Here is a 25416-nt window from a genome sequence, read left to right on the forward strand (position 1 = left end):
CATCAAGGCGTTTCGCGGTGGACAGAAAGTCCGTCAGGCGGGCGTCATGAGGTAGTCTCGGGACTCCCGGCTTGGGCCAGTGTTGTCCCGCGGCCAGTTGTGTTGACCGTAGGACGACGGGAGCTCCTGAATGTTTGGTCGCCCCCCATTCCCGAGCGAGGGTCTCTACGACGGATTGCACGAGCACGACGCGTGTGGTGTTGCCTTCGTCGCGACCCTGACCGGTGAACCGAGCCACGACATCGTGGCCAAGGCATTGACCGCCCTGCGGAACCTGGAACATCGCGGTGCCTCCGGCGCCGAACCGGATTCCGGCGACGGCGCGGGCATCCTGATCCAGGTGCCGGACGCCTTCTACCGCAAGGTGTGCGAGTTCGAGCTGCCCGCCGCGCACAGTTACGCGACCGGTATCGCGTTCCTGCCGGCCGATCCCGACGACGCCGCGAAGGCAGTCGCCCGGATCGAGGAGCTGGCGGCCGAGGAGCAGCTGACGGTGGTCGGCTGGCGGGACATCCCGACCACGCCGGACCTGCTCGGCGCCACCGCGCGCTCGGTGATGCCGACGTTCAAGCAGCTCTTCGTCGCGGCGAAGGCCGGCCGGGTGCTGGGCCTGGCGCTGGAGCGGATGGCCTTCCGGCTGCGCAAGCGCGCCGAGAAGGAGACCGAGACCTACTTCCCGTCGCTGTCCGGCCGGACCATCACCTACAAGGGGATGCTCACGACCGATCAGCTGGACAAGTTCTTCCCCGAGCTGACCGACCCCGACCTCGCCTCGGCGATCGGCGTCGTGCACTCGCGGTTCTCGACGAACACGTTCCCGTCCTGGCCGCTCGCCCACCCGTACCGGTACATCGCCCACAACGGTGAGATCAACACCGTCCAGGGCAACCGGAACTGGATGCGCGCCCGTGAGGCGCTGCTGGCCAGCGACCTGATCCCGGGCGACCTCGAGCAGCTCTACCCGATCTGTACGCCGGGAGCCTCGGACTCGGCGTCGTTCGACGAGGTGCTCGAGCTGCTGCACCTCGGCGGCCGCTCGCTGCCGCACGCGATGCTGATGATGATCCCGGAGGCGTGGGAGAACGCCGCCACGATGGACCCGAAGCGGCGCGCGTTCTACGAGTTCCACTCGACGCTGATGGAGCCGTGGGACGGCCCGGCGTCCGTGGTCTTCTCCGACGGCACCAAGGTCGGCGCGGTGCTGGACCGCAACGGTCTGCGCCCCTCGCGGTACTGGGTGACCGAGGACGGTCTCGTCGTCCTCGCGTCCGAGGCCGGTGTCCTGGACATCGACCCGGCGACGGTGACCGAGAAGGGCCGCCTCGAGCCCGGCCGGATCTTCCTGGTCGACGTCGACGCGCACCGGATCATCACCGACGCCGAGGTGAAGAACGCGCTCGCCACCGAGCACCCGTACGACGAATGGCTGCATGCCGGCCTGATCCGGTTCGAGGACCTGCACGAGCGTGAGCACGTCGTGCACAGCCACGCGTCGGTGACCCGGCGCCAGCAGGTCTTCGGGTACACCGAGGAGGAGCTGCGCGTCATCCTCACCCCGATGGCGAAGTCCGGCGCCGAGCCGATCGGCTCGATGGGCACCGACACGCCGATCGCCGTCCTGAGCGACCGGCCGCGGCTGCTGTTCGACTACTTCGCGCAGCTGTTCGCCCAGGTCACGAACCCGCCGCTGGACGCGATCCGCGAGGAGCTGGTGACCTCGCTGTCGTCCAGCCTCGGCCCGGAGTCGAACCTGCTCAACCCGAGCCCGGCGTCCTGCCGGCAGGTGGTGATCCCGTTCCCGGTGATCACCAACGACGAGCTGGCCAAGCTCCGGCACATCAACCTCGACGGCGACATGCCCGGCCTGGCCACCACGGTCCTGCGCGGCGTGTACGACGTGGAGGGCGGCGGCGAGGCGCTGCGGGCCCGGCTCGACGAGCTGTGTGCCGAGGCGAGCGCCGCGATCAACGACGGCGCCCGGATCCTGGTGCTGTCCGACCGGCACTCGAACGCCGACAGCGCTCCGATCCCGTCGCTGCTGCTGACCGCCGCGGTACACCACCACCTGGTCCGGGAGAAGACCCGGACCCAGGTCGGCCTGGTCGTCGAGGCCGGTGACGTCCGTGAGGTCCACCACGTCGCGCTCCTGATGGGGTACGGCGCGGCCGCGATCAACCCGTACCTCGCGCTGGAGTCCGTCGAGGACCTCGCGCGCCGGGGCACCTACCTGCCGGGCGTCGAGCCGGAGCAGGCAGTCCGCAACGTGGTGAAGTCGCTCGGCAAGGGCGTGCTCAAGGTGATGTCGAAGATGGGTGTGTCGACCGTCGCGTCGTACACGGGTGCCCAGATCTTCGAGGCGAACGGGCTGGCTCCCGAGCTGGTCGAGCGCTACTTCACCGGTACGTCGTCGAAGCTCGGCGGCGTCGGCCTGGACACGGTCGCCGAGGAGGTCCGTCGCCGGCACCTGCGGGCATACCCGGCGGACGGAATCCTGCCCGCGCACCGCAAGCTCGAGATCGGTGGCGAGTACCAGTGGCGCCGCGAGGGCGAGCCGCACCTGTTCGACCCGGACACGGTGTTCCGCCTGCAGCACAGCACCCGGACCGGGCGCTACGACATCTTCAAGCAGTACACGTCGAAGGTCGACGAGCAGTCCGAGCGGCTGATGACGCTGCGCGGACTCTTCGGCTTCAAGTCCGACCGGCAGCCGATCCCCATCGACGAGGTCGAGCCGGTCAGTGCGATCGTCAAGCGGTTCTCCACCGGCGCGATGAGCTACGGCTCGATCAGCATGGAGGCGCACCAGACGCTGGCGATCGCGATGAACCAGCTCGGCGGCAAGTCGAACACCGGTGAGGGTGGCGAGGACCCCGACCGGCTGTACGACCCGGCCCGGCGGAGCTCGATCAAGCAGGTCGCGTCCGGCCGCTTCGGCGTCACCGCGGAGTACCTGACGAACTCCGACGACATCCAGATCAAGATGGCGCAGGGCGCGAAGCCCGGCGAGGGCGGGCAGCTGCCCGGCCCGAAGGTGTACCCGTGGGTGGCGAGCACCCGGCACTCGACGCCCGGCGTCGGCCTGATCTCGCCGCCGCCGCACCACGACATCTACTCGATCGAGGACCTGGCGCAGCTGATCCACGACCTGAAGAACGCGAACCCGCAGGCGCGCGTCCACGTGAAGCTGGTCTCCGAGGTCGGTGTCGGCACGATCGCCGCGGGTGTCTCCAAGGCCCACGCGGACGTCGTCCTGATCTCCGGTCACGACGGTGGTACCGGCGCGGCGCCGCTGACCTCGCTGAAGCACGCGGGTGGTCCGTGGGAGCTCGGTCTGGCCGAGACCCAGCAGACCCTCCTGCTCAACGGGTTGCGGGACCGGATCGTCGTACAGACCGACGGTCAGCTGAAGACCGGACGGGACGTCGTCATCGCGGCGCTGCTCGGCGCGGAGGAGTACGGCTTCGCCACCGCGCCGCTGGTCGTGTCGGGCTGCATCATGATGCGTGTCTGCCACCTGGACACCTGCCCGGTCGGCGTCGCCACCCAGAACCCGGTCCTGCGGTCGCGCTTCTCGGGCAAGCCGGAGTTCGTGGTGAACTTCTTCGAGTTCATCGCGGAGGAGGTCCGCGAGTACCTGGCGGAGCTCGGCTTCCGGACCCTGGACGAGGCCATCGGGCACGCCGAAGTACTGGACATCCAGCGCGCGGTCGACCACTGGAAGGCCGACGGCCTGGACCTGACGCCGATCCTGCACGTGCCGTCGCTGCCCGAGGGCGCGTCCCGGCACCAGACCGTCGAGCAGAACCACGGCCTGGACAAGGCGCTCGACAACGAGCTGATCCGGATCTGCGCACCCGCGCTGGACAACGGTGAACCGGTCCGGGCGCAGCTCGCGATCCGGAACGTCAACCGGACCGTCGGCACCATGCTCGGCCACGAGATCACCAAGCGGTACCGCGCGGCCGGTCTGGCCGACGGCACCATCGACCTGACCTTCACCGGGTCGGCCGGCAACTCGTTCGCGGCCTTCGTGCCGCGCGGGGTCACCCTGCGACTCGAGGGCGACGCCAACGACTACGTCGGCAAGGGTCTGTCCGGTGGCCGTGTGGTCATCCGCCCGGACCGGCACGCCCGGTTCGACGCGGCCGACCAGATCATCGCCGGCAACGTGATCGCGTACGGCGCGACGTCCGGCGAACTGTTCATCAGCGGTGGCGCCGGCCAGCGGTTCTGTGTCCGGAACTCCGGCGCGACCGCGGTCGTCGAAGCGGTCGGCGACCACGCCTGCGAGTACATGACCGGTGGGCGCGTCGTCGTACTCGGCGCCGTCGGCCGGAACTTCGCGGCGGGCATGTCGGGCGGCGTGGCCCACGTGCTCGACCTGGACCCCGCCCTCGTCAACCCGGAGCTGGTCGATCTGCGGCCGGCCGACGAGGAGGAGTCCGACCTGTTGCAGGACCTGGTCCGGCGGCACCACGAGGAGACCGGTTCGGAACGGGCGGCCAAGCTGCTCGCCGACTGGCCCGCGGCCGCCTCCCGGTTCACCACGGTGATGCCCCGCGACTACGCCCGGGTGCTGGCGGCCAAGGCGGCCGCCGAGCGCGACGGCCTGGACGAGGACGCCACCACGCGAGCGATGATGGAGGCCATCTGATGGCTGACCCCAAGGGATTCCTGACCACCGGGCGGGAGGTCGCCGACCGGCGGCCGGTCGCCGAGCGGGTGCAGGACTGGAAAGAGGTCTACCCCGGCGGGCCCGGCAAGGCGCTGCTGCCGATCATCACCAAGCAGGCCGGCCGCTGCATGGACTGCGGCATCCCGTTCTGCCACAACGGCTGCCCGCTGGGCAACCTGATCCCGGAGTGGAACGACCTGGTCTGGCGGGACGACTGGTCGAGCGCGATCGAGCGGTTGCACGCGACCAACAACTTCCCGGAGTTCACCGGCCGGCTCTGCCCGGCGCCCTGCGAGACCGCGTGCGTACTCGGGATCAACCAGGACCCGGTGACGATCAAGAACGTCGAGGTCGCGATCATCGACAAGGCCTGGGAGACCGGCGACGTCAAGCCGCAGCCGCCGGAATGGCTGACCGGTAAGACGATCGCCGTCGTCGGCTCCGGTCCGGCCGGCCTGGCCGCCGCCCAGCAGCTCACCCGCGCCGGCCACACGGTCGCGGTCTACGAGCGCGCCGACGCTCCAGGCGGCCTGCTGCGGTACGGCATCCCGGAGTTCAAGATGGAGAAGGTTCAGGTCGACCGCCGGATCCAGCAGATGAAGGAAGAGGGCACGGTCTTCCGCTCCGGCGTCAACGTCGGCGTGGACGTCACCGGCACCCAGCTCAAGCAGCGCTACGACGCGGTGGTGATCGCGACCGGGTCGACAGCGGCCCGCGACCTCCCGGTGCCGGGTCGTGAGTACGGCGGCATCCACCAGGCGATGGAGTACCTGCCGCAGGCCAACCGGGTCGCGCTCGGCCAGACCGTCGAGGACCAGATCGTTGCCACCGGCAAAGACGTGGTGATCATCGGCGGCGGTGACACCGGCGCCGACTGCCTCGGCACGGCGCACCGGCAGGGCGCGCGGTCGGTGACCCAGCTGGAGATCATGCCGCGGCCCGGCGACGACCGGCCCGGGCACCAGCCGTGGCCGACGTACCCGATGATCTACCGGGTCGCGTCCGCGCACGAGGAGGGCGGCGAGCGGGTCTACGCCGTCTCCACGGTGAACTTCGAGGCCGATGCCGACGGCAACGTCGCGGGGCTGAACCTGGTCGAGGTCGAGTTCAAGGACGGGAAGTTCAACCCCGTCGAGGGATCCGAGCGGACCATCCCGGCGCAGCTGGTGCTGCTCGCGATGGGCTTCGTCGGCCCGGAGCGCGAGGGCTTCCTCGAGCAGCTCGGCGTCGAGCTCGACGAGCGCGGCAACGTGAAGCGGGACAAGCGGTACCAGACCACGGTCGACGGGGTGTTCGCCTGCGGCGACGCCGGTCGCGGTCAGTCCCTGATCGTCTGGGCGATCGCCGAGGGCCGGTCCTGCGCCGGCGGCGTCGACGCCCACCTGACCGGTTCGTCGACCCTGCCCACCCCGATCCCGCCGACCGCCCGCCCGCTGGCGGTCTGAGGAGATCACCTCGGGCCCCGACCCGCGACGGTGGTCGGTGCCCGGGGTGGTGCCGCTCGGTAGGTTGGAACGGTGGATACGCGCCTGGTGACCAAGGCCCGGCTCCGTGCGATGGCGCCGTGGGCCGGGCTCAGTCTGCTCTTCGTCGTGACCTCGGTGCTGGTCGGGCTGCTCGGATTCGTCAACGACTCCGAGCGGGTCACGATCGGCGCCCACGCGGCGACCGTGTCACCGACGTTCGACGGGCACGCGACCCTCGACCTGGGCGCGGTGCTGCCGCGGTTGCGGATCCCGTCCGACGCCCCGGCCGGCATCGGCGTCAACATCGACGTCCAGGAGACCGACGCCGCCAACCTCACCGAGTTGCTCACCCGCGACACCCTGATCGCCTCGCAGCCCGACGGCGAGATCGGGCGGATCAAGCAGGTCATCCAGGAGATGGCGGTCGACAACGCGGTCGCCGGCGCCGGCACGGGCCTGCTCGTCGTGGTGCTGGTCGCGACCCTCTGGACGGCCGTCGGCAAACGGCGACGGCGCGAGCTATGGCACCTGGTACACCGGCACGAGCGGCGGTTCGAGCACCGCGCGATCGTGGTGCTGGTGGCGATGCTGATCACCATCGCCTCGATCTACGGACCCGGGCGGATGCGGCAGGCCGAAGTACCGCCGACGCAGTGGCAGCCGTTGTCCAAGTTGCTTCCCGAGCTGTCCTTCGACGACCGGCTGAAGAGTGTGGAGGTCGCCTCCGGGTTCTCCACCACCGGCGGCGTCGGCGTGATCCGGACCCTGGTCGAGACGTACCGGAGGTCGACCGAGCTGTACGGCCGGCTGAAGGACCGGGTGGCCGACGTCGCGCCGCAGATCCACGAGCCGAGCAAGGACGAGAAGGTCGCCCTGCTGGTCTCGGACCGGCACGACAACATCGGTATCGACGGGTTCGCGGCCGCCGTGGCGAAGGCCGGCGGCGCGAAGATCCTGATCGACGCCGGCGACGACACGTCGTCCGGCCAGAGCTGGGAAGCGTTCAGCATCAACTCGCTGAAGCAGCACTTCAAGGACTTCAAGGTGGTCGCGGTGGCCGGCAACCACGACGCCGGCGGGCACGTCGAGGAGTTCATGCGCAAGAGCGGGTTCACGGTGCTCGACAGCAAGCCGGTCGAGGTCGAGGGGATTCGCTTCCTCGGCGACAGCGACCCGACGCGGACCGGGCTCGGCAGCGCGGACAGTCCAGGTGACGAGACGATCGAGCACCAGTCGAAGCGGCTCGCGGACGTCGCCTGTGACCAGCCTGACAACAAGCGGATCTCGACGATGGTGGTGCACGACCCGTCGTCGTACGCCGACACCGCCGAGCGCGGGTGTGCGAGCCTGCTGGTGTCCGGTCATCTGCACCGCCAGGTCGGTCCCGAGCACAACGTGGTCGACGGGCGCGCGGTCACGACGTACACGAACGGGACGACCGGGGGAGCGGCGTACGCGTTCGCGCTGGGGTACACGCTGCGCAAACCCGGTGAGGTCACCTTGCTCACCTACCTGAAAGGCGCGCCGGTCGGCCTCCAGACGGTCACCGCGCAGCCGAGTGGCGACGTCACCGTCGGGGCCTACACCCCCTTGTCTTCTTGACGATTCAGGCTTTGTGGTCGATTGCCATCAGCCGTTAACCGTCCAGTAACGGGGGCGGACCAGCAGGCCCAGTGGTTTGCAGGAGTAGGGTTGTGTGACGTGCGTCGCGCAAAGATCGTTTGTACGCTCGGCCCGGCTACGGCCGCCCCGGAGCGCATCACGGAACTCGTCCAAGCAGGTATGGACGTCGCAAGGCTCAACCTGAGTCACGGCGCCCATGCCGAGCATGAGCGCATCTACCAGCGGATCCGTACCGCCGCGGCGGAGACCGGGAGCAACGTCGGCATCCTCGTCGACCTGCAGGGCCCGAAGATCCGGCTGGCCGAGTTCGCCGAAGGCAAGGCAACACTGACCTACGGCGAGCGCTTCACGATCACCACCCGGGAGGTGCCTGGTGACCAGACCATCTGCGGGACGACGTACGACGGTCTGCCGGGTGACGTGAACCCGGGGGACCAGCTGCTGATCGACGACGGCCGGATCGCGCTCGTCGCCGAGGAGGTCACCGAGACCGACGTGGTCTGCCGCGTCACCGTCGGCGGCCCGGTCTCGAACCACAAGGGCATCAACCTGCCGGGTGTGTCGGTCAGCGTGCCCGCGCTGTCCGAGAAGGACGCCGAGGACCTGCGCTGGGCGCTGCACCTGCCGGCCGACATGATCGCGCTGTCGTTCGTGCGCGACGCGTCGGACATCAAGCTGGTGCACAAGATCATGGACGAGGAGGGGCTGCGGCTCCCGGTCGTCGCCAAGATCGAGAAGCCGCAGGCGGTCGCCAACCTGGACGAGATCATCGAGGCGTTCGACGGGTTCATGGTGGCCCGCGGTGACCTCGGCGTGGAGCTCCCGCTCGAGGAGGTCCCGCTGGTCCAGAAGCTGATCATCGACCAGGCCCGGCTGAACGCGAAGCCGGTGATCGTCGCCACCCAGATGCTGGAGTCGATGATCTCCGCGCCGCGGCCGACCCGCGCCGAGGCGTCCGACGTCGCGAACGCCGTCCTCGACGGTGCCGACGCGGTGATGCTGTCCGGTGAGACCAGCGTCGGCCGGTTCCCGATCGAGACCGTCAAGACGATGGCCCGGATCGTGGAGTCGACCGAGGAGCACGGCCTCAGCCGGGTCCAGTCGATCGAGTGGGAGCCGAAGACCAAGGGCGGCGTGATCGCCCGGGCGGCCGCCGACGTGGCCGAGCGGCTGGACGCGAAGTACCTGATCGCGTTCACCCAGTCCGGCGACACCGCGCTCCGGCTGGCCCGCTACCGCACCGAGGTCCCGCTGCTCGCGTTCACGCCGGTCCCGTCGGTCAGCTCCTGGCTGAGCGTGGTGTGGGGTATCGAGACCCACATCGTCCCGACCGTCGACCACACCGACGAGATGGTCCGCCAGGTCGACCAGCGCCTCCTCGAACTCGGCATCCTCTCCAAGGGCGACCTGGTCGTCATCGTCGCCGGCTCCCCGCCCAGCATCCCCGGCTCCACCAACGCCCTCCGAGTCCACCGCATGGGCGACGCCATCGAAGGCATCGCCCCCGCCTACCGCAGCCCCAACCCGTAAGCACAGACGGCTGAAGCCGAGGCGGACGGTCCACGGACCGTCCGCCTCGCGCATGTTCAGCCCTTGGGCCCGATGAAGGCGTCGAGCCTGCGGACTCCTTCGCGGCGGGCTACGGAGAGTGCGTTCGGCCTCGGCATCCGCCAGGGGATGCCGAGCAGATCGAGCGCCCACTGACACAGGCCCATGATGTCCGCGGACTCATTGGAGAACTGGTACCGCGGATACTCGTACCGCTTCGTCTGACCGCCGACCCTGCGCGTCGCCCAGTTGGCAACCCGGCAACCGTCCGAGTTGAACAGCCCGCGCAGGAACATTTCGGGGTACTCGGCAACAATCTGGCGCTGCCACTGCGCCAGCTCGATCGTCCGCTGGTGCTTCGGTCCCGGCCCGTGCTGCGGGAACAGACAGGGCCAGTGCTTCCAGTACGAAACGACCGAGGTGTAGCCGATCGCCTGGACCCGGTGGACCGGCCGACTTGAATGTACGGCGGACATGACGCCGGCGGCCTCATCGATCAGCCGCGGGTACGCGTCGTCGCACGCGATCCGTAGCGCATAGACGCCGCGCCTGTGTTCGGACAGGCAGCCGTCGCCCAGATACAACCCGAGCAGATGCGAGTACGACGGCGCAGGCGGCGTCTCGTCACTGCAGATCGGACAGTCATTCGGACGCGGCGGGCACCGATCGCCATCGCGCCAGTCACGCAGGGTGGATCGACTCGGCCCGAGACGTTTGCTGATCGAGTTGAGACTCTCGCCTGCGGAGATCGCCGCGAGTGCGATCGCCCGCACGCGTTCGTCGTACATGAACGAAGTCTCGCGGGCGCCGCCGACACTTTCTGTGCCCTGGGTGGGACTCGAACCCACACTTTACGGGTTTTGAATCCGCATTCTCTGCCAATTGGAATACCAGGGCGTGGTGAATCAGATGTTAGCGCATCGCCATCGGTGCTCGTGCATCGGCACGACGTCCAAAAACTGTCGGTGCTCTCCTGGAGCATGAGGCATGGGGTACATCAGGTCGCAGGAGACGGTGGACTCCGCGTTGCGGATGTCCGACGCGGGGGTGACTGATCGGGTCAACGCCGAGATCCATGGTGTGGCGATCAAGACCATCCGGCGGTGGCGGCGGCTGTATCAGCGGCGCGGGCTGCCGCGGGGGACGGGGTTCCAGGGAACGCCTTGTCCTCGGTGCGACGGCGCCGAGCTCGATGAGGCGGCGTACGCGTTGTTGCTGGGGTGGTACCTGGGAGACGGGTCGATCGCTCGGGCCAGACGCGGGGTGTTCACGTTGCAGATCATCAACGACGAGCGGTACGCCGATCTCAATCAGGAGATTGCCGCGACGATCCGGCGCGTCAAGCCGACCGCGAGTCCGTGTCTGCGCGGCGGGAGGGGCGCGATCCGGGTCGAGGCCAGGTGGAAGCACTGGCCCTGTCTGTTTCCGCAGCACGGGCCGGGGCGGAAGCACTTGCGGAAGATCGAGCTGGTCGACTGGCAGCGGGAGATTGTCGCCAAGTACCCCGAACAGTTGCTGCGCGGGCTGTTCCACTCCGACGGGTGCCGGTTCCTGAACTGGGCGAGTACGGCGGACGGCAAGCGGTATTACTACCCGCGGTACATGTTCTCGAACGAGTCGGAGGACATTCGCGGGATTCTCACCGACGCTCTGGACCTGCTCGGGATCGCCTGGCGCCAGTCGCGACGGAACGTGATCGCGGTCAGCCGGAAGGAGGGGGTCGCGAGGCTCGACACGTTCGTCGGTCCGAAGTCGTGAGTGGGGGATCGATAAGGTGTCGGGTGTGACTGCTAAGCGTGTGGTGATCGCTGAGGACGAGGCGTTGATCCGGATGGATCTGGCCGAGATGCTCGCGGAAGAGGGGTATGACGTCGTCGGGCAGGCGGGGGACGGCGAGGAAGCGATCCGGCTGGCGATCGAGCAGCGGCCGGACCTGGTGATCCTCGACGTGAAGATGCCGAAGCTGGACGGGCTGAGTGCCGCCGAGAAGATCGCGGGGGAGCGGATCGCGCCGGTGCTGATGCTGACCGCGTTCTCGCAGCGGGAGCTGGTCGAGCGGGCCCGCGACGCCGGCGCCATGGCGTACCTGGTGAAACCGTTCTCCAAGGCCGACCTGCTGCCCGCGATCGAGATCGCCGCGTCCCGGTACGTCGAGCTCGCGGAGCTGGAGCGTGAGGTCGCGGACCTGGCCGACCGGCTGGAGACCCGCAAGCTGGTCGACCGGGCGAAGTCGATCCTGCAGACGAAGTTCGGGCTGTCCGAACCGGACTCGTTCCGGTGGATCCAGAAAACCGCCATGGACAAAAGAGTTTCGATGCGCCAGGTCGCGCAGTTGGTGGTTGACGAGGCGGGCAGTAGCGACTGAATCACTCTCCGCTCATCAGCGCTGAGCGGGCGTACAGCAACCAATTGAACCCATGCTGCTTACCGCTGTAACGACCTCACAACACACGTTCCGTGACATCGCTTGAAGAGCCGCCCGAGGTCTAACCTGCGGGTGCTCGCGGCAAACGCGAGAGTCCGGGGATTTGCCGGACTATCCAGACATGGGAGGAACAGTGCACCAGCGTTCCGTAGTAAGGGTCGGCGCGTCGCTGATCGTTGCGTCGTTGGCCCTGACTGCCTGCGGTTCACGCAGTGGCAACGACTCCGGGGGGAGCTCCGGAGGGTCGACGAAGACTGCCAAGATCGGCGTCATCGCACCGCTGTCCGGAGACTTGTCGGCCCTGGGTCTGGGTATCCAGCACTCCGTCGAGCTGGCCGTGAAGCAGGCCAACGACTCCAACGCGATCCCGGGCTGGAAGCTCGAGGTCGTGCCGAAGGACGACGAGGCGAAGCCGGACCCCGGTAAGAACGCCGCCACCGCGCTGGCCGGTGACCCCGACGTGATCGGTGTGGTCGGCACGCTGAACACCAGTGTCAGCCAGCAGGTGCAGCCGGTGCTCGCGCCGAAGAACATCGTCCAGGTCTCGCCGGCCAACACCGGCCCGGGTCTGACCCAGGGTGCGAACTGGCAGACGGACCCGAAGCGCCCGTACCCGACGTACTTCCGGACCTGCACGACCGACGCGGTCCAGGGCCCGTTCGCGGCCCGGTACCTGTACGAGACCGCGAAGATCACCAAGGTCGCCACCATCCACGACAAGAAGGCCTACGGCCAGGGTCTGGTCGGCACCTTCACCGAGGAGTTCAAGAAGCTCGGCGGTCAGGTCGTCCAGGCCCAGACCATCAACCCGGACGACTCGAACTACCAGGCCGTGATCTCGGCGATCAAGCCGTCGAACCCGCAGGCCGTCTACTACGGCGGTGAGTACCCGCAGGCCGGTCCGCTCTCGCAGCAGATGAAGGCCGCCGGTCTGAACGTCCCGCTGATGGGCGGTGACGGTATCTTCGACCCGAAGTACATCAGCCTGGCCGGCAAGACCAGCGACGGTGACCTGGCCACCTCGGTCGGTGCCCCGGTCGACACGCTGGAGTCGGCGAAGAAGTTCGTCTCCGACTACAACGCGCAGAACTACAAGGAGCCGTACGCCGCCTACGGTGGCTACTCCTACGACGCCGCGAACGCGATCATCAACGCGCTGAAGACCTCGCTGAAGGACGCCAAGGACGTCGAGTCCGCGCGTCAGGCCACGGTCGATGCCATGAGCAAGGTTTCGTTCGACGGTGTGACCGGCAAGGTCGCCTTCGACCAGTACGGCGACACCACCTCCAAGGTGCTGACCGTCTACAAGGTTGCCGGCGGCAAGTGGGCCACCGTCGAAACCAAGGCGTTCGAAGACAAGTAAGCAAAGTCGACCTCATGTCTCGGGGGTGGGAGCGATCCTCCCACCCCCGTGGCGTGTCATAACTGAGGCAGATGGGAGGTCGACGTGGACCAGTTCTTCCAGCAGCTCGTCAACGGGCTGACCTTGGGCTCGCTGTATGCCCTGATCGCCGTCGGATACACCGTCGTCTACGGCATCGTGCAGCTCATCAACTTCGCCCACGGCGAGGTGTTCATGATCGGTGCGTTCGGCGCACTGACGACGTACCTGCTGTTCTTCAACGGCAAGACCAACCTGTGGATCCTGCCGATCATGATCGTCGGCGCCATGATCGCGTCGGTCGGCACGGCGGTGTCGATGGAACGTGTCGCGTACCGTCCCCTGCGGAACGCGCCACGCCTGGCACCACTGATCACCGCGATCGGTATCTCGGTGTTCCTGCAGGAGTTCGTCCGGTTGTTCTACGAACGTCCGGGCTGGACCGCGGTGGTGTTCGCCGGTCTGGCGCTCGGCGGCGGGTACTTCATCGGCAGCCGGCAGGTGAAGTCGAACCTCGACCACCCGGTCACCAAGTGGTACGACCGTGGCCCGCTGCTCGGCGCCGCGGGTGGTGCGATCGCGTTCTGGATCGTGTTGCGGCTGCTCAGCCCTGACGTGACCGTGCTGTACGTCGCGGTCGCCATGGTCGGCGGCGCGGTCATCGGCACCGTGCTGGGTCTGCTCACCGGCATCCTGACCAAGCCGCGGGCGCAGGTACAGATCAGCGCCCAGACGGTGGCCGTCACGGCCGTCGTGTCCGCGGTCGCCGCGGAGCTCGGCTGGATCCTGTTCAAGCAGTTCATCAACCAGGTCGACTGGCCCAGCGCGAAGCAGCGCATCCCGTTCCCGCAGATCGACGTGGTCACCGGCCAGGCGCTGCAGGTCGGCGGAGTGACCATCCAGCGGTCCGCGATCTTCACGGTCGGGGCGCTCGTGGTGTGCTCGGTCATCCTGTGGTTCTTCATCAACCGGACCCGGCTCGGTCGCGGTATGCAGGCCGTGTCGCAGGACCCGGACACCGCCCGCCTGATGGGTATCAACGTCGACCGGATCATCGTGGTCGCGTTCGCCCTCGGTGCGGTACTGGCGGCGATCGCCGGTGTCTCGCAGGGTCTGCAGAACAACAACATCGAGTTCCGGATGGGCTTCCTGGCCGGTCTGAAGGCGTTCACCGCCGCGGTTCTGGGCGGTATCGGCAACGTGTTCGGCGCGGTCGTCGGCGGTCTGGTGCTCGGCGTGATCGAGGCGATGGCCACGCAGTACATTCCGGGCCAGTTCGGTGGGAGCACCTGGAAGGACGTCTGGGCGTTCGTGATCCTGATTCTGGTTCTGGTGTTCAGGCCGCAGGGCCTGCTCGGCGCGAGGGTGGTGGACCGGGCATGACGGACGTCAAGACGCCTGTGGATCAGGCGACCGCGGGCGCGGTGAAGAAGCCGGGCAAGCCGATCGCCTGGCCGTTGGGTCTGGCCGGCGTGGCGCTGGTGATCGTTGGTTCGTTCCTGTCGTGGAGCTACGACGGCACGATCCTGAACGACCTGTCGATCAACTTCTACCCGGGCGGCCTGCAGATCCTCACGATCGTCGGCGCGCTGCTGGCGCTCGTGCTGTTGCTGGCCGAGAAGGGCCCGCTGACCAGGCTCGGGTCCTGGCTGGACGCGACCCTCGGACTGCGGACCCTCGGGGCCGGTCTCTCCCTCTACATGGTCCTGATCCTCGTTGCCATCGGCACCGAGTCCGCCGGCCTGATCAACGTGAACCCGGGCGCGTACGTCTCGCTCGTCGGTGCGCTGCTGATCGCGGTGTCGGGCTGGCTGATGCCGTTGCGGCAACTGCGGGACCTGAGCGAGGCGAAGCTTCCGGGCTGGTTCGAGATCCTCGCGATCGCCGTACTGATGGCCGCGATCCTGTTCGTCGCCGCGTACGCGCTCGGCCTGCAGGACGCGTGGTCGTTCATCCTCTGTCTGGTGTTCGTCGCGGTGGTCGCCGTGGCGCTGTTCCGGACCGGGGTACTGACGTGGCTCGGGTTCGCCTCGCAGCGGCACAAGCGGGTGCTGACGCTCGCGGCGTTCGTGGTCGCGTTCCTGTTCCCGTTCACCCAGAACGGGTCCGACGCGAACATGTCGATCGCGAACCAGGTGCTGATCTTCGGCGCCACCGCGATGGGCCTGAACATCGTCGTCGGGCTGGCCGGTCTGCTCGACCTGGGGTACGTCGCGTTCCTCGGCGCCGGTGCCTATACGGCCGCCGTACTGTCGAACTCGGCGTTCGCCACCGTCGGGTGGAAGCCGCCGTTCCTGGTCGTGATGCTGGTCGGTGCCAGCGTGGCCGCGATCCTGGGCCTGATCATCGGTACGCCGACACTGCGGGTCTCGGGTGACTACCTGGCGATCGTGACGCTCGGCTTCGGTGAGATCTTCAGGTTCTCGATGGGCAACCTGGACGGCAACAACGGCCCGAACCTGACCAACGGACCGAACGGTGTGCCCGGTATCCCGGACCTGAAGGTCGGTGGGTTCGACTTCGGTAAGGACCACACGATCGCCGGGATCGACCTCGGCCGCTTCTCGAACTACTACTTCCTCCTGCTGTTGCTGATCGGTTTCGTCATCCTGGTCTTCGCCCGGCTGAACAACAGCCGGATCGGCCGTGGCTGGGTGGCGATCCGGGAGGACGAGAAGGCCGCCGAGGCGATGGGCGTGAACACGTTCGGGCTGAAGCTGCTGGCGTTCGCGGTCGGCGCGTTCCTGGCCGGTCTGGCGGGCACCATCAAGGCCCACCAGGACGCCGCGGTCAGTCCGGACCAGTACCAGTTCCTGGAGTCGGCGTTCCTGCTCGCCGCGATCGTGCTCGGCGGTATGGGCACCATCGCCGGTGTCCTGCTGGGTGCCACGATCCTGAAGCTGCTGCCGGAGAAGCTGCGGTTCTTCTCGGAGTACCGGCTGCTGCTGTTCGGTCTGCTGCTGGTGCTCATGATGCGGTTCCGGCCGGAGGGTCTGGTCGCGAGTAAACGCCGGCAACTGGAGTTCCACGAGGAGGACGAGCAACTCGCCGTCCAAGTCGAAGAGGAACGGCTGGCTGTCGAGGAGGCGAGATGACGGTGACCGAAAGCCGGCCCGCGGCCGCACGGCCGATCGGCGAGCCGGTCCTGGAGGCCTCCGGCGTGACCATGCGGTTCGGTGGTCTGCTGGCGGTGAACGACGTCAACCTGACCGTCCGCGAGGGCGAGATCGTCGGTCTGATCGGCCCGAACGGCGCCGGCAAGACGACGTTCTTCAACTGCCTCACCGGGCTCTACAAGCCGACCAGCGGGCAGGTCCGGTTCGCCGGCGTACCGCGGAAGGCGCCGAAGGCCCCGAAGGTCTCGAAGACCGAGGCCGAGGGCAGCGCGGCGGTGCCGGTGCAGCCGCTCGCCCCGCTGACGCCGTTGCCGCCGAAGCCGCGGGCCGTGGTCCGGGCGGGGATGGCGCGGACGTTCCAGAACATCCGGCTGTTCGCGAACATGACCGCGCTGGAGAACGTGATGGTCGGGCGGTACTGCCGGACCAGCGCGGGCGCGCTCACCTCGGTGCTGCGCGGGCCGAAGTTCCGCCGCGAGGAGGCGGCCACCCGGGTCCGGGCGCAGGAGCTGCTCGAGTTCGTCGGCCTCGGCCGGTCGGCCGAGCACCTGGCCCGGAACATGCCGTACGGCGACCAGCGCCGGCTCGAGATCGCGCGGGCGCTGGCCACCGACCCGAAGCTCATCCTGCTGGACGAGCCGACGGCCGGTATGAACCCGCAGGAGACCCGGCAGGCGATGGACCTGATCTTCAAGATCCGGGACTCCGGGCTGTCGGTCGTGGTGATCGAGCACGACATGCGGTTCATCTTCAACCTGTGTGACCGGGTGCTCTGCCTGGTCCAGGGGCAGGCCCTGATCGAGGGCACCCCGGAGGAGGTGCAGTCCGACCCGCGGGTGATCGAGGCCTACATCGGCACCGGCGAGGACGACGAGGACGACGAACCGCAGGACTCGAGGGCGCAGGACTCGACGCCGGGGGAGGCGGGCGCATGACCGCGATGCTCGAGGTCAAGGACCTGGAAGTTGCCTACGGCAAGATCCAGGCCGTGAAGAAGATCAGCTTCAGCGTGGAGCAGGGGCAGGTGGTGTCGCTGATCGGCACCAACGGCGCCGGCAAGACCACCACGCTGAAGACGATCTCCGGTCTGCTCCGGCCGACCGGCGGGGAGATCTGGTTCCAGGGCGAGCGGATCGACCACGTGGCGGCGCACGACATCGTCACCCGCGGTCTGGCGCACTCGCCCGAGGGCCGGCGGATCTTCCCGCGGCTGTCGGTCGAGGAGAACCTGATGCTCGGGGCGTTCGCGCGCCGCGATCCCGCGGGCGTGCGGACCGACCTGCAGTCGGCGTACGACCTGTTCCCGATCCTGGGGGAGCGGCGTAAGCAGCCGGCCGGGACGTTCTCCGGTGGTGAGCAGCAGATGCTGGCGATGGGCCGGGCGATGATGAGCCGGCCGAAGCTGCTGATGCTGGACGAGCCGTCCATGGGTCTGTCGCCGATCATGATGAAGCGGATCATGTCCACGGTGACCGAGCTGCAGAAGCAGGGTACGACGATCCTGCTGGTCGAGCAGAACGCGCAGGCGGCCCTGAAGCGCGCCGACTTCGGGTACGTGCTCGAGGTCGGGAAGATCGTGCTGTCCGGGAGCGGCCGGGACCTGCTGGTCAACGACGAGGTCCGCAAGGCCTACCTCGGCGAGGACTGACGAGGCGTTGCTGCTGGTTCAGTTGCGGATGACAACGAGTAACTGAACCAGCAGCGGCGCGACGATCAGCGCCGGCAGCAGGTCGGCGACCGCGACCTGCTTGAGTTTCAGCAGTCTGAGTGCCACGCCGATGAGCATCACCCCACCGGTCGCGCCGAGGGCGGTCACGTGCGCATCCGGCAATACGTCGCCCAGGAGCGCACCGACCGCGGTCATCGACCCCTGGACCACCAGCACCACCAGCGCGGATGCCGCGACTCCCCAGCCGAACGACGCGGCGAACGCGATCGACGTGAACCCGTCCAGGACCGCCTTCAGGAACAGCTGGTCCGCCCCGCGCCCGAGACCGTCGGAGAGCGCGCCGAGGAACGTCAGCGGCCCGACGCAGAACACCATCGACGACGAGACGAAGCCCTCGACGAACGTGCTCCGCCCCTCGCCGCGGTCGAACCGGCGCTGCATCCAGCCGCCGAATTCCTCCAGCCGTTCCTCGATCCGCAGCAACGAGCCGATGATCCCGCCGATCAGCATCGCGCCCAGCACGATGAGGATCGGTGCGCTGTCGCCGACCGCGTCGCTGAGCGCCTTGTCCCCGACAGTGAGCGCGGAGGAGATGGCGATCAGCAGTGTGACGAGTCCGATCGCGTCGGTGACCAGGTCCCTGGTGCGGTGACTGAGACGGTGCCCGACGAGTACGCCGAGTACCGATCCGACGAGCACCGTCGCGACGTTCACGACGGTCCCGATTCCGATGAACACCCTGGTCCCTCCGGACAGCTCTGGTCAGCTTTGCATGTGACCCCCGACGGCCTACTGTTGCGCGAGGACGAGCGTATCGGCCCGTCTGTTCACCTCGGGGGTGGACCTGAGCAGGAGGGTCGCTGTGGTGGCAGCCATCGAGGTGCGGGACGCCCAGCCGGGGGATGCCGGCGCCCTCGTCACTTTGTGGGGTGAGCTGACCACCGCCGCCGGGCTGCCGTCCCGGCTCCCCGCCGCGCCGTCGCCGGCCGCCGCGGAGGTTGCCGTCAGCAAACACCTGGGAGATCCGTTCGGCCGGCTGCTGGTCGGCGAGCTGGACGGTCAGGTGCACGCGATGGCGTACCTGCGCCGTACGGCGGTCAGCCCGCTGCACGAGGACACCACAGTCACCGTCGAGTATTTGCACGTCAGTGACACTGCCCGCCGGCACGGCCTGGGCAAGGCGCTGATCGCGGAGGCGGTCGCTTGGGCCGAGCACGAGAACTGCGCCCATCTCGCCGTCGTCGCGCCCGCCAGCGCCCGCGAGGCGAACCGGTTCCTGGCCCGTCTCGGTCTCGGCCAGGCCGGCGTACTGCGGTATGCGAACACGCACACGGTGCGTCGCCGGCTGGCGTCCGAGCAGGCGCCGAGCCTGCTCGCCCTGCTCTCGTCGCGACGCTCCGCGGTGGCCCGGCGCGCGCAGCTCGGCGCGGTCAGCTCCCCGGCGGAGCCTGAATCAGCTGGCAAGTGATCCGCGCGGTGCAGACCCGCTTGTCCCGCTCGTCGGTGACGACCACCTCGTACGACGTCGTCGTCCGGCCGAGGTAGATCGGGGTCGCCACGCCGGTCACCACGCCTTCGCGGACCGCCCGGTGGTGGGTGGCGTTGATGTCGACGCCGACCGCGACCTTCCCGTACGTCGCCGCGTGCAGTGCGGACCCGATCGAGCCCAGGCTCTCGGCCAGCACGCAGGACGCACCGCCGTGCAGCAGACCGTACGGCTGGGTGTTGCCCTTGACCGGCATCGTGGCGACCACCCGGTCCGGTGCCGCCTCGGTGACAACGATTCCCATCAGCTGGAGGAGCGTGCCCTCCATGCCCATCCCTGGCCCGAGGCTCATTTCATCTGTCACGGAAGCAGTGTGCCAGAAGTGTCCGTGGGACCCACTAGAGTCGGTGTGTGGCTCCAGATACCAACACCTCGACGATGACAGCTCCGTCCGCGGGGGACACTGCGGCCCCGGGCACCGGGCGACCGCGGATCCTGCTGCTGGACGGGCACTCGCTGGCCTACCGGGCGTTCTACGCGCTCCCGGTGGAGAACTTCTCCACCACCACCGGCCAGCACACCAACGCGGTGTACGGGTTCACCTCGATGCTGATCAACATGCTCCGCGACGAGCAGCCCACCCACATCTGCGTCGCGTTCGACGTCTCCCGCAAGACCTTCCGCACCGAGCAGTACGCGGAGTACAAGGCCGGCCGGTCGAAGTCGCCGGACGAGTTCAGCGGCCAGATCTCGCTGGTCAAGGAGGTGCTGGAGGCGCTCCGGATCCCGACCACGGAGATCGACGGCTGGGAGGCCGACGACATCATCGCGACGCTCGCCACGCAGGCGTCCGAGCAGGGCTTCGAGGTGCTGATCAGCTCCGGTGACCGGGACTCGTTCCAGCTGATCAGCGAGGACGTCACGGTGCTGTACCCGAAGCGCGGCGTGTCCGAGATCGCCCGGATGGACCCGGCCGCGATCGAGGAGAAGTACGGCGTCGGCCCACGGCTGTATCCGGATCTCGCCGCGCTGGTGGGCGAGCAGAGCGACAACCTGCCGGGCGTTCCCGGTGTCGGTCCGAAGACGGCGGCGAAATGGCTGAACCAGTTCGGCTCGCTGAACGACGTGATCGACCGGGTGAACGAGATCAAGGGCAAGGCTGGTGAGTCGCTGCGTGAGCACCTCGCCGACGTGATCCGGAACCGGCAGATCAACGAGCTGGTCCGCGACCTGTCCCTGGACGTCACGGTCGACGACCTGGCCCGCGTCCCGTGGGACCGGGACAAGGTGCACACGCTGTTCGACAGCCTCGAGTTCCGGGTGCTGCGCGAGCGGCTGGTCGCCGAGCACGAGGAGGTCGACGCGACCGTCGACCACGGTTTCGAGCTCGACGGTGTGCAGCTGAAGCCGGGCGAGGTGGCGGCCTGGCTCAAGGAGCACGTGAGTGGCGGCGACCGGGTCGGCGTGGCGGTGCAGGGCAGCTGGGGCGGCGGCACCGGCGAGATCACCGGGCTCGCGCTGGCGACGACGTCCGGCGCGGCGGCCTGGTTCGACCCGACCGCGATGACGCCCGACGACGAGTCGGCCTGGCAGGCCTGGCTCGCGGACGAGAAGTACCCGAAGGCGCTGCACGACGCGAAGGGTCCGCTGCTCGGTTTCCTGGAGCGCGGCTGGACGCTCGGCGGCCTCAGCTCCGACACCCAGCTCAGCGCGTACCTGGTCCGTCCGGACCAGCGTGCCTACGACCTCGCCGACCTGACCGTGCGGTACCTCAAGCGCGAGCTGCGCAACGAAGAGGCGGAGAACGGCCAGCTCAGCTTCGACGACGTCGAGGGTGGCCCGGCCGCGGACCACACGATGCTCCGCGCCCGTGCGATCGCCGATCTCGCCGACACCCTGGACGCCGAGCTCGAGAAGCAGGCCGGTACGGCGCTGCTCGCGGACGTCGAGCTGCCGCTGATCCACGTGATCGCCTCGATGGAGCGCGACGGGATCGCGGTCGACCGGGCGTACCTGCAGGAGCTCGAGGAGCGGTTCGCCACCGGAGTGCGGGAGGCGGCGACGGCGGCGTACGAGGTGATCGGGAAGGAGATCAACCTCGGGTCGCCGAAGCAGCTGCAGGTGGTGCTGTTCGACGAGTTGCAGATGCCGAAGACGAAGCGGACCAAGACCGGTTACACCACGGACGCGGACTCGCTGCAGGCGCTGTTCGAGAAGACCGAGCACCCGTTCCTGGCGTACCTGCTGGCGCATCGGGACGCGACCCGGTTGCGGCAGACGGTCGAGGGGCTGCTGAAGACCATCAGCCCGCGGGACGGCCGGATCCACACGACGTTCAACCAGACCATCGCGGCGACCGGCCGCCTGAGCTCCACCGAGCCGAACCTGCAGAACATCCCGATCCGCACCGAGGAGGGCCGCCGGATCCGGCAGGCGTTCGTGGTCGGCGAGGGCAACGAGTCGCTGATGTCGGCGGACTACAGCCAGATCGAGATGCGGATCATGGCGCACGTCTCGCAGGACCAGGGCCTGATCGACGCGTTCAACTCCGGGATGGACTTCCACTCGGTGACCGCGTCCCGGGTGTTCTCCGTGGAGCCGTCCGACGTGACGCAGGAGCAGCGCGCGAAGATCAAGGCGATGAACTACGGGCTCGCGTACGGCCTCTCGGCGTACGGGTTGAGTCAGCAGCTGAAGATCGGTGTGGACGAGGCCAAGGGCCTGATGGACGAGTACTTCGAGGGCTTCGGCGGGGTCCGGGACTACCTGCGGTCGATCGTGATCGACGCCGGGAAGACCGGGTACACCGAGACGATCCTGGGCCGCCGGCGCTACCTGCCGGACCTGACCAGCGACAACCGCCAGCGCCGCGAGATGGCCGAGCGGATGGCCCTGAACGCCCCGATCCAGGGCTCGGCGGCGGACGTCATCAAGATGGCGATGCTCAAGGTCGACAGCTCGCTGCGCGGTTCCGGCCTGAAGTCCCGGATGCTCCTCCAGGTCCACGACGAACTGGTCTTCGAGATCGCCCCCGGCGAACGCGAGGCCCTGGAAGAACTCGTCCGCCACGACATGGGCCACGCCGTCGAGATGGCCGTCCCCCTCGACGTCTCGGTAGGCGTAGGCCGCACCTGGCACGAGGCCGCCCACTGACCCATGACGCCGAGCCGGCCGACCGAGCCGACCGAGCCGGCCGACCGAGCCGCTGGCGGGTTATGTGTTCAATGACGCCCTGCAGCACGCCAGCGGTCACATAACCCGCCACGCGCGCCGGGACGGACCTGCTGGGTCAGCTTTCGGGGGTGAGGTAGATCGGGGTTGGGTCGGGGGAGAGGGCGTGCTTGATGCAGGTGTGTTCTCGGTCCGTCAGGTCAGGCAGGGCGTTCAGGGGCCACCAGCGGACGTCGACGGATTCGTCGTCGTTGACTCGGGGCGCGCCGCGGAGGGGGCGGCACCGGAAGCAGATGTCGAGGAACTGGACCTGGTCGCCGTTGGGGTAGCTGGCGGGTGGGAGCGACTCGAGGCTGACGAGGCGGTCAATGGCTGCCTCGACCGCGGTTTCCTCCTGGATCTCGCGGATCAGACCGATCGCCGGCTGCTCTCCGGGCTCGAGGATTCCTGCCACCAGGGACCAGCGACCGTTGTCCGCGCGCCGCACCAGCAGCACCTCGTCCGCGTCGTTCAGCACCACCGCGGTCAGGCCGGTGAGCCAGAGCAGGTCATGCCCGATCTTCTCGCGCAGCTCGAGGATGAACTTCGGGGTCGGCATACGCCCGACCCTACCGGCGTCGCTGTCAGTGGATCGCCTGCGCTCCGATGACGGACAGCAGTTGCAGCTTCTCGTAGCTCTCGCTGCCGGGATGGGCGGTGTAGACGAGCAAGCGGTGTGACTGCTCCGGGTCCAGCAACGACTGGCAGGTCAGCTCCAGCGCGCCGACCTCGGGGTGGACGAAGCGCTTGACGTCGTTCGGACGGACGCCGACCTCGTGGTCGTCCCACACCCGCCGGAACTCCTCGCTCTGCGCCAGCAGGAGCCGGACGTACTCCGCGGCGCGGGAATCCGGCCCGCGGAGCGTGACGATCTGCCGCAAGCCAGAGCAGAACATGCGCGTCAGGAACGGATGGTCCTCCGGAGCGTAGAGCTGCCGGGTGGTGGTGTCGGTGAACCATCGGTACCCGATGCTGCGGGCCGGGCCGGTGTAGCTCGTTGTGTCGCCGGTGAGCGCGACGCCGAGCGTGGTCTGCCGCAGCGTCTCGCCGAGCTCGGTGACGATCTCCGCCGGGGTGTCGTCGAGGCGGTCGAGGATGCGGAGCAGACCGGGGCTGATGTGCTCACTCGTCGTACCGCGGGTCGGTGGGTTGTGCCCGGCCAGCCGGAACAGGTGATCGCGTTCGTCGAGCGAGAGGTGGAGGCCCTGCGCGATCGAGGCGATCATCTGCTCGGACGGCTGCGGTCCGCGCTCCCGCTCGAGGCGCGAGTAGTAGTCGGTCGACATGTGGCACAGCACGGCGACCTCCTCGCGCCGGAGCCCGCTCGTCCGGCGGCGCTGCCCGCGCGGCAGGCCGACGTCCTCGGGCTGCAGCAGCTCGCGACGGCGGCGGAGGAACTCCGCCAGCCCGGTGCGATCGATCACGACGCATCTCCTCCTCGGGGTGCTGCCTCGTTTCTACCGTCTGCGGGCAGTAGTAGCCACGGATTGCCGATCCCCCTGTGCCCGGCGGGTCGGTGCTGTGACGAGCCTGGGATCAGGAGGCCGTGGTTACCGCTCCGCCGCCGCCCGAGGATCGGTACGGGGACCACCACGAGAAGGAGCACAGCCAATGCGACGTACGCCGATCGACATCAGCGTTCCGGACCTGTCGGGGAAGCGCGCCGTGATCACCGGCGCGAGCGACGGAATGGGACTGGGGATGGCCACGCGGCTGGCCGCGGCCGGCGCGGAGGTGGTCCTGCCCGTCCGCAACCCGCGCAAGGGCGAGGCCGCGATCGCCGCGATCCGGCGGGCGGTACCGGCTGCGAGCGTGTCGCTGCGCAGCCTCGACCTGTCGTCGCTGGAGTCCGTGGCGGCCCTCGGCGAGCGTCTGCGTGACGAGGGGCAGCCGATCCACCTCCTGATCAACAACGCCGGCGTGATGACGCCGCCGAGCCGGCAGACCACGGCCGACGGGTTCGAGTTGCAGTTCGGGACCAACCACCTGGGTCATTTCGCCCTCGTCGGCCAGATCCTCCCGCTGCTTCGCGCCGGCCGCGCCCGCGTCACGTCGCAGATCAGCATCGCTGCTCGTCGGGGCGCCATCAACTGGGACGACGTGAACTGGGAACGCTCGTACGACGGCATGCGCGCGTACCGCCAGTCCAAGATCGCGCTCGGGCTGTTCGGCCTCGAACTGGACCGTCGGAGCAAGGCGCTCGGGTGGGGTATCACCAGCAACCTGTCCCACCCCGGCGTTGCTCCGACCAGCCTGCTCGCCGCGCGCCCCGAGCTCGGCCGGAGCCAGGACACGCCGCAGGTCCGTCTGATCCGGGCACTCTCGGCCCGCGGCGTCCTGATCGGCACTGTCGAGACCGCGAAGCTCCCGGCCCTGATGGCCGCCACCGGCCCCGGCACCTTCTACGGGCCCGGCGGCCTGGGCCAGCTCGGCGGAGCTCCGGCCGAGCATCAGCTGTACCGGCCGCTCCGCAGCCGCGCGGACGCCGAGCACAGCTGGCGAATCTCCGAGGAGCTCACGAAGACCGTCCTGCCCACAGCCTGACGCGTCCAGCACGGGTTGCGCTGTCCGTCCTTCTCACCGCCCGCCAGGTCGCAGGTCCAGCTTGGGTGGCGGCTGCAAGAAAGTGACCGGTGAAACGTTCAGCGGCAAACGCTTTCATGCAAGATCCGGACAGTGGCCGGCCGATTCCGGTCGGTGACCGCCAACCTCTTCCGTAGCGTCCTGATCTATGTCATCCTCCCGGGCAAAGATCCGAGATCCTATCGGATATCCCCTATCAGCATCGGGAGGCGGGATGCGGGAAGACCTGAGGAC

19 protein-coding genes, 1 tRNA gene and 1 pseudogene are annotated in these 25416 nt (G+C 68.5%); 15 read left to right on the forward strand and 6 right to left on the reverse strand.

From position 1 onward, the window contains the following. Positions 1-130: 130 nt before the first annotated feature. From gltB to pyk, 4 genes are all read left to right on the forward strand, one after another. A complete protein-coding gene (gene gltB, locus ACFYRH_RS13980) occupies positions 131-4654 on the forward strand; it encodes a glutamate synthase large subunit (RefSeq protein ID WP_387773393.1) in 4524 nt (1507 codons plus the stop codon). Next, a complete protein-coding gene (locus tag ACFYRH_RS13985; RefSeq protein WP_387773396.1) occupies positions 4654-6120 on the forward strand; it encodes a glutamate synthase subunit beta in 1467 nt (488 codons plus the stop codon). Before gltB ends, ACFYRH_RS13985 begins: the two co-directional genes overlap by 1 nt. 72 nt (positions 6121-6192) lie before the next feature. Next, complete coding sequence (locus tag ACFYRH_RS13990; RefSeq protein ID WP_387773399.1) at positions 6193-7743, forward strand: metallophosphoesterase; 1551 nt, start codon at positions 6193-6195, stop codon at positions 7741-7743. A 99-nt stretch (positions 7744-7842) separates the two neighbouring features. After that, positions 7843-9294: a pyruvate kinase gene (gene pyk, locus ACFYRH_RS13995; protein ID WP_387773402.1), complete on the forward strand. Its 1452-nt coding sequence runs from the start codon at positions 7843-7845 to the stop codon at positions 9292-9294. Positions 9295-9350: 56 nt separating this feature from the next. Here the strand turns inward: pyk and ACFYRH_RS14000 are convergent, their stop codons facing one another. Together ACFYRH_RS14000 and ACFYRH_RS14005 are read right to left on the reverse strand one after the other, a co-directional pair. Continuing rightward, complete coding sequence (locus ACFYRH_RS14000) at positions 9351-10100, reverse strand: transcriptional regulator (RefSeq protein ID WP_387773405.1); 750 nt, start codon at positions 10098-10100, stop codon at positions 9351-9353. A 35-nt stretch (positions 10101-10135) separates the two neighbouring features. Continuing rightward, positions 10136-10209: transfer RNA gene (locus ACFYRH_RS14005), tRNA-Leu, on the reverse strand. Positions 10210-10299: 90 nt separating this feature from the next. On the opposite strand from ACFYRH_RS14005, the gene ACFYRH_RS14010 reads away from it, so the two are divergent. From ACFYRH_RS14010 to ACFYRH_RS14045, 8 genes and pseudogenes are all read left to right on the forward strand, one after another. Further along, positions 10300-11070 (forward strand): transcriptional regulator, encoded by a 771-nt coding sequence (locus ACFYRH_RS14010; protein ID WP_387773407.1) that lies wholly within the window; start codon positions 10300-10302, stop codon positions 11068-11070. Positions 11071-11086: 16 nt separating this feature from the next. Beyond that, the gene (locus ACFYRH_RS14015) at positions 11087-11677 is read left to right on the forward strand and encodes an ANTAR domain-containing response regulator (RefSeq protein WP_387773410.1); all 591 of its coding nucleotides are present in this window, start codon (positions 11087-11089) and stop codon (positions 11675-11677) included. 181 nt (positions 11678-11858) lie between these two features. Next, the gene (locus tag ACFYRH_RS14020) at positions 11859-13100 is read left to right on the forward strand and encodes a branched-chain amino acid ABC transporter substrate-binding protein (RefSeq protein WP_387773413.1); all 1242 of its coding nucleotides are present in this window, start codon (positions 11859-11861) and stop codon (positions 13098-13100) included. 84 nt (positions 13101-13184) lie between these two features. Then, positions 13185-13538, forward strand: a pseudogene (locus tag ACFYRH_RS14025) (branched-chain amino acid ABC transporter permease); the annotation flags it as partial. 81 nt (positions 13539-13619) lie between these two features. Next, on the forward strand, positions 13620-14501 hold the full coding sequence (locus tag ACFYRH_RS14030; RefSeq protein WP_387775276.1) for a branched-chain amino acid ABC transporter permease: 882 nt from the start codon (positions 13620-13622) through the stop codon (positions 14499-14501). Then, complete coding sequence (locus tag ACFYRH_RS14035; protein ID WP_387773416.1) at positions 14498-16213, forward strand: branched-chain amino acid ABC transporter permease; 1716 nt, start codon at positions 14498-14500, stop codon at positions 16211-16213. The genes ACFYRH_RS14030 and ACFYRH_RS14035 overlap by 4 nt, the downstream gene beginning before the upstream one ends. Next, positions 16210-17169 carry an ABC transporter ATP-binding protein gene (locus ACFYRH_RS14040; protein ID WP_387773419.1) on the forward strand — a complete coding sequence of 320 codons (960 nt, stop codon included), beginning with the start codon at positions 16210-16212 and terminating at the stop codon, positions 17167-17169. The genes ACFYRH_RS14035 and ACFYRH_RS14040 overlap by 4 nt, the downstream gene beginning before the upstream one ends. Then, positions 17166-17882: an ABC transporter ATP-binding protein gene (locus ACFYRH_RS14045; protein ID WP_387773422.1), complete on the forward strand. Its 717-nt coding sequence runs from the start codon at positions 17166-17168 to the stop codon at positions 17880-17882. The genes ACFYRH_RS14040 and ACFYRH_RS14045 overlap by 4 nt, the downstream gene beginning before the upstream one ends. An 18-nt stretch (positions 17883-17900) precedes the next feature. On the opposite strand, the gene ACFYRH_RS14050 is transcribed toward ACFYRH_RS14045, so the two are convergent. After that, positions 17901-18641 carry a DUF554 domain-containing protein gene (locus ACFYRH_RS14050; protein WP_387773425.1) on the reverse strand — a complete coding sequence of 247 codons (741 nt, stop codon included), beginning with the start codon at positions 18639-18641 and terminating at the stop codon, positions 17901-17903. Positions 18642-18768: 127 nt separating this feature from the next. On the opposite strand from ACFYRH_RS14050, the gene ACFYRH_RS14055 reads away from it, so the two are divergent. Further along, the gene (locus ACFYRH_RS14055) at positions 18769-19371 is read left to right on the forward strand and encodes a GNAT family N-acetyltransferase (RefSeq protein WP_387773428.1); all 603 of its coding nucleotides are present in this window, start codon (positions 18769-18771) and stop codon (positions 19369-19371) included. Here the strand turns inward: ACFYRH_RS14055 and ACFYRH_RS14060 are convergent. Then, complete coding sequence (locus ACFYRH_RS14060) at positions 19334-19741, reverse strand: hotdog fold thioesterase (RefSeq protein ID WP_387775279.1); 408 nt, start codon at positions 19739-19741, stop codon at positions 19334-19336. The genes ACFYRH_RS14055 and ACFYRH_RS14060 overlap by 38 nt on opposite strands. Before the next feature lie 86 nt (positions 19742-19827). Between ACFYRH_RS14060 and polA the strand changes: the two genes are divergently transcribed. Next, complete coding sequence (polA, locus tag ACFYRH_RS14065; RefSeq protein ID WP_387775282.1) at positions 19828-22542, forward strand: DNA polymerase I; 2715 nt, start codon at positions 19828-19830, stop codon at positions 22540-22542. Positions 22543-22678: 136 nt separating this feature from the next. Here the strand turns inward: polA and ACFYRH_RS14070 are convergent, their stop codons facing one another. Both ACFYRH_RS14070 and ACFYRH_RS14075 read right to left on the reverse strand, forming a co-directional pair. Beyond that, positions 22679-23158 (reverse strand): NUDIX domain-containing protein, encoded by a 480-nt coding sequence (locus ACFYRH_RS14070; RefSeq protein ID WP_387773430.1) that lies wholly within the window; start codon positions 23156-23158, stop codon positions 22679-22681. 25 nt (positions 23159-23183) lie between these two features. Continuing rightward, positions 23184-24023 carry a helix-turn-helix transcriptional regulator gene (locus ACFYRH_RS14075; RefSeq protein ID WP_387773433.1) on the reverse strand — a complete coding sequence of 280 codons (840 nt, stop codon included), beginning with the start codon at positions 24021-24023 and terminating at the stop codon, positions 23184-23186. Positions 24024-24210: 187 nt separating this feature from the next. On the opposite strand from ACFYRH_RS14075, the gene ACFYRH_RS14080 reads away from it, so the two are divergent. After that, positions 24211-25143 carry an SDR family oxidoreductase gene (locus tag ACFYRH_RS14080; RefSeq protein WP_387773436.1) on the forward strand — a complete coding sequence of 311 codons (933 nt, stop codon included), beginning with the start codon at positions 24211-24213 and terminating at the stop codon, positions 25141-25143. Positions 25144-25416: the final 273 nt, after the last annotated feature.

It is taken from the genome of Kribbella sp. NPDC004875, from assembly GCF_042873375.1.
Lineage (GTDB): Bacteria > Actinomycetota > Actinomycetes > Propionibacteriales > Kribbellaceae > Kribbella.

What these genes read in the sequence shown, in the direction of transcription:
- gltB (WP_387773393.1), top strand. Translation starts at nt 131, where the DNA reads ATGTTTGGTCGCCCCCCATTCCCGAGCGAGGGTCTCTACGACGGATTG.
- ACFYRH_RS13985 (WP_387773396.1), top strand. Translation starts at nt 4,654, where the DNA reads ATGGCTGACCCCAAGGGATTCCTGACCACCGGGCGGGAGGTCGCCGAC.
- ACFYRH_RS14000 (WP_387773405.1), bottom strand. Translation starts at nt 10,100, where the DNA reads ATGTACGACGAACGCGTGCGGGCGATCGCACTCGCGGCGATCTCCGCA.
- ACFYRH_RS14010 (WP_387773407.1), top strand. Translation starts at nt 10,300, where the DNA reads ATGGGGTACATCAGGTCGCAGGAGACGGTGGACTCCGCGTTGCGGATG.
- ACFYRH_RS14020 (WP_387773413.1), top strand. Translation starts at nt 11,859, where the DNA reads ATGGGAGGAACAGTGCACCAGCGTTCCGTAGTAAGGGTCGGCGCGTCG.
- ACFYRH_RS14035 (WP_387773416.1), top strand. Translation starts at nt 14,498, where the DNA reads ATGACGGACGTCAAGACGCCTGTGGATCAGGCGACCGCGGGCGCGGTG.
- ACFYRH_RS14040 (WP_387773419.1), top strand. Translation starts at nt 16,210, where the DNA reads ATGACGGTGACCGAAAGCCGGCCCGCGGCCGCACGGCCGATCGGCGAG.
- ACFYRH_RS14045 (WP_387773422.1), top strand. Translation starts at nt 17,166, where the DNA reads ATGACCGCGATGCTCGAGGTCAAGGACCTGGAAGTTGCCTACGGCAAG.
- ACFYRH_RS14060 (WP_387775279.1), bottom strand. Translation starts at nt 19,741, where the DNA reads ATGAGCCTCGGGCCAGGGATGGGCATGGAGGGCACGCTCCTCCAGCTG.
- polA (WP_387775282.1), top strand. Translation starts at nt 19,828, where the DNA reads ATGACAGCTCCGTCCGCGGGGGACACTGCGGCCCCGGGCACCGGGCGA.
- ACFYRH_RS14070 (WP_387773430.1), bottom strand. Translation starts at nt 23,158, where the DNA reads ATGCCGACCCCGAAGTTCATCCTCGAGCTGCGCGAGAAGATCGGGCAT.
- ACFYRH_RS14080 (WP_387773436.1), top strand. Translation starts at nt 24,211, where the DNA reads ATGCGACGTACGCCGATCGACATCAGCGTTCCGGACCTGTCGGGGAAG.